Here is a 3,963-nt window from a genome sequence, read left to right as displayed (position 1 = left end):
TCATCGGCTCATGCCCGTTCGCGAGCGCTCACGGTGCTACCGGACGACGAGCCGCTGGTACTTGCTGGAGCGCGCCAGGTTCAGCTCGGTGGCGCCGATGCTCGCGCGCAGGTAGTGGGTCCCGCGAGCGAGTCGCGGCAGCCGCACGGTGAGCACTCCGCGGTGGCTCGCGCGGAGCCTGCCGACCGCAATGATCCGCCCCCGCTCGCGCACCACCACCTGGCCGGTGACGGGCAGGGCGGCGTCGCCCGGTAGCGCGACCCGCACCTTCAGCCGGGCACGTTGGCCCGCCTTCACCGACGCGCGCTTGAGCGTCGCCCTGACCGTGGGGCTGGCCCGCAGCACCCGGATGCCGGTGCGGGCGCTGGACCCCGTGAGGCCGTCGGCTCCGGGATAGGTGACGACGACGGTGCTGGCGCCCGGAGCGACCCGGGGCGGCAGGACCACACGCGCCGCTCCGTCCTGGAGGGTCGCCGACCTGGTGAGGCTGCCGACCCGGACCGTGACCCGCCCGGTGGGGGTTGCTCCGGCCGCGCTGACCCGGATCGTCGCGGTCGAGCTCTGCCCGTAGGCGTAGCGGCTGCGATCCAGGCTGAGCGTGGTGGTCGAGACGCGCTCGGACCCAGGCTCGGGCGTCTCGACGGCGTCGGTGAAGTCGACAGTGAACGCGCTGGGCGCCTTGAGGCCGTCGGCCGCGCCGCCCGAGGAGTACCAGTAGCTGCTCAGCCCACTGGCGAAGTGGAAGTCGACGAACGGCTGCGGCCACGCACCCCAGCCGACGTTGCTGCGGTTCTGCGGGGTGCTGCCACTGGGCACCTCGAGCTCGACACCGGCGTAGTCGGGCTCGATCTGGATAGCGCCGGTGGTGTCGATCTCGACCTGCTTGAAGGTGGCCACGGTGACGTCGGCGACCGGGTCCAGCGGGGTGCGGTCGTTGGGGTTGGCCTGGTTGGAGGCATAGCCGCTGAGATCCGCGCGCAGGCTGCCGGTGCCGTCGGCGGAGACGATCAGCTCGGGGTCGGTCAGGGTGAAGGGCACCATGCCGCCGTAGAAGTTCACGCTCCAGGCGCCGTCCCAGGAGACGGTCGCCGAGCCATCCGGCTCGACGGTCGCCTCGCCGCCGTCGAGCCGGATCAGCTGCGTGGTGCCGCTGGCGACGTGAGCGGCTCGGGTCGCCCAGGTGGCCGGCGTCCGGCTGCCGTCGCCGGCGACCTGCAGCACCCGGACGTCGCCCTGGCTGGCCCGGTAGCTGGCCTCGTCGCCGGCCGAGGTGCCGGCCGAGAAGTAGTTCGAGCCGCCGACCGGAGGCGCCTTCTGCAGCTCGGCCGAGCCGGTCCACTCCAACGCCACTCCGCTCAGGGAGAGGGTCTCCTCGGGCGGGGTGACCGCGGGCCTGACGCTGAGCGTCGAGGTGCGCGAGTAGATGGTGGCCACCGCGTTGGCGACCTTCGCCCGGAACCGGGAGCCGCTCTGCTCGAGGTTCGTGGCGCGCACCGTCAGACTCGCGCCGTTGAGGGTGAAGTTGTCGTCCTCGGGGTCGATGCTCTGCCAGTAGCCGCCGACCCGGCGTTGCCAGGTGATCGTCGGCTCCGGGGCACCGGACGCATCGATCAGCACGGTGGCGTCCTCACCCTCTGTCACGCTCTGGTCGGTCGCGTCCCGGATGAGCGCAGGGGCATGGTCGACGGACAGGTCGGCGACGTCGGAGACGATCCTGCCCGCCGTGCTCGCGTAGACGGCGCGGTACTGGCTGCCGCCGAGGTCGGGCACGGCCTGCACGCTCAGCGTCTCGCCGTGCTCGCCGTCGAGGTCCTGGAAGCTGGACTCCCCGCGGCGCTTGATCTGCCACTGGCGTTGCGGGGCAGGGGAGCCGCCGGTGACCGTCGAGGTGAAGGTGACCGGCTTGGACGCGACGCCCACCCCGAGGGTGACGGCGACCGACTCCGGCTGCTCCTCGAGGTCGGCGAGCTCGCCGAGGAGCTCCAAGCGCTGGTAGCCGGCCCGGTTCGTCGCGGCGTCGATCACCGGGACGTACACGGCGCCGTTGTCGCCGAGCCCGAGCACCGGGTAGGTGATGTAGTTCGGGGCGAAGTCCTTGAAGGTGTGCCGGCTGAGGATCTCGTCGTCGCGCAGACCGAAGATCCGGGTGCCGTCGGGATCGGTGATGTCGATGACCCATTCCAGGTCGTGCTCGGCATCGGCGATCATCGAGGTGGCGAAGTTGCTGGCACCGAGCGGCGGGAAGACGTCCACCGGGCCCTGCCGGATCGTGCCGGCGGTGGCGACGCCGTCGAGGACGGAGACGCGGACGTAGCTGTCGATGGTGGTGCTGGAGTTGTGCAGCACCAACCGGCCCTGCGCATCGGCGACGATCGAGTTGAAGCCGTAGTAGGTGCCGCTGACCGTTCCGGGGCGGGTGCCGTCGATGTACTGCACGGTGGCCGCGCCGGCCGGGGTGAAGTCGATGTGTGTGGCCGGCAGGTAGCGCCGGGCCCCGGCCACCGTCAGGTAGGAGCTCCCGGAGGCGTGCAGGTAGCTGCCGTCGGCGGCGACCGCGAGGGGCTTCTGGTCGTTGACGGCGGAGCTGGCGTGGTTGGCGAAGAGCGTGTTCCCCGCACTCGCCCCGGCGAACTCGCCGGTGGCGGGAGCGCTCAGATCGCTGCGGGTCGCGCTCCACTGGCCGCCGTCGAGGCGGAAGCGGGTGATCTCGGCGTTGGTGTAGACGTCGACCGCGGCGCTCTTGGTGGTGATCGCGGCCAGCTCGTCCTTGACCGGGTTCCAGACCATCGCCTCGACGGGTACCTGCGTGGTCGCGCTGACGGCGTCGCGCAGCCGACCGACCACGCTGGCCTGGTAGCTCTGCGACTCGGCGTCCCACCGGGCCGCGCGGACGGTGGTCTCCACGGCGGGGGAGCCGTCCATGCCGGTGACGAAGAAGACGGTGCCACTCGCGGCGTCGAAGGCGGTCTTGGCGTACTGGCCACGGTTGGCCACCGGATAGTTGGTGACCACGTGCGGCGTGCCGACCGGTGCCAGGGTGACGGCGTCGCGAGCGGTGAGGGTCAGGGTGCCGGCCGCGGTGCCGCCGCCGGTCATCTCCACGGTGTGGACCACCGGACCGGTCTCGGGCACGTAGAGCTGGCGGTTGGTGCGGGTGACGGAGTTGGTGGCATCGGTGGAGATCCAGGTCGCGCCCTGGGCCAGGGTCGGGGTGCCGGGGGTGTCCCACTTCTCGGCCAGGTCGGGCAACCCGCCCGGGCCTGCGTAGTCGATGCTCGCCGGGTCGATCGGCAGGCTCGCGCTGTAGATGTTGAGCCCGGGCCCGGCCACCGTCGGGATCTCGTTCCACCGGCTGCGACCGTCGCTGAAGTCGGTCTCGGCGCCGGTGATGTCGAAGCGGGCCAGGACGACGTCGACGTCCTCGTGCAGCTCGCCGCCGGGATCCTCGCGCGAGTAGCCGGTGTGGTTTCCTCGGATCACCTGGCTGGTCGGGCTGATCTCGACGGTCAGCTCGGAGTACTTGGTGTCCAGCGCCCACTTGCCGTCGCCGTTGAAGTTGGGGAACTTGCGGAAGTGCACCCAGCCGCCCAGCGTCAGCCGGGCGGTGTTGGTCTCGTCGTCGAAGCTGCCCGAGGTGATCGGGAACTCGAAGGAGCGGGGGTAGGGGTTGCTCGGGGTGCCGATCGTCTCGGTCACCGTGGCGCCGCCTCCGGCGACGGAGCCGTCGCCGATGTAGGAGCGCCAGGACTCCTTGATGCCCCAGGTGAAGGTGCCCTCGCTGATCGGGGTCGTGGCGGCGGCAGCGGTGGTCGGGGCTGCGACGTGCAACAGCGCCGAGCCGAGCAGCGCCATGACGGCGACGATCACGGCGCCCAGCGAGCGGCCGCGCGCGACGGCCTGAGGTTGAGGATGGTGACCCATCGGGTTCTCCCAGCGGTTTGTCCGAGACAGGGTGAGTGGCCT

The 3,963-nt window shown here is 71.4% G+C and carries 1 protein-coding gene; it reads right to left on the bottom strand.

Annotated features, from left to right (window positions below; all coding sequences use genetic code 11):
* Nucleotides 1–36: 36 nt before the first annotated feature.
* Complete coding sequence (locus ABD151_RS09490) at nucleotides 37–3,921, bottom strand: HtaA domain-containing protein (RefSeq protein WP_343993652.1); 3,885 nt, start codon at nucleotides 3,919–3,921, stop codon at nucleotides 37–39.
* Nucleotides 3,922–3,963: the final 42 nt, after the last annotated feature.

It is taken from the genome of Nocardioides dubius (assembly GCF_039528155.1).
In the GTDB taxonomy this organism is placed as follows: Bacteria; Actinomycetota; Actinomycetes; order Propionibacteriales; family Nocardioidaceae; genus Nocardioides; species Nocardioides dubius.
This window is presented reverse-complemented; position numbering and strand designations above follow the sequence as displayed.

Excerpts from the sequence above, each read along its gene's own strand:
- ABD151_RS09490 (WP_343993652.1), bottom strand. The coding sequence starts at position 3,921 with ATGGGTCACCATCCTCAACCTCAGGCCGTCGCGCGCGGCCGCTCGCTG.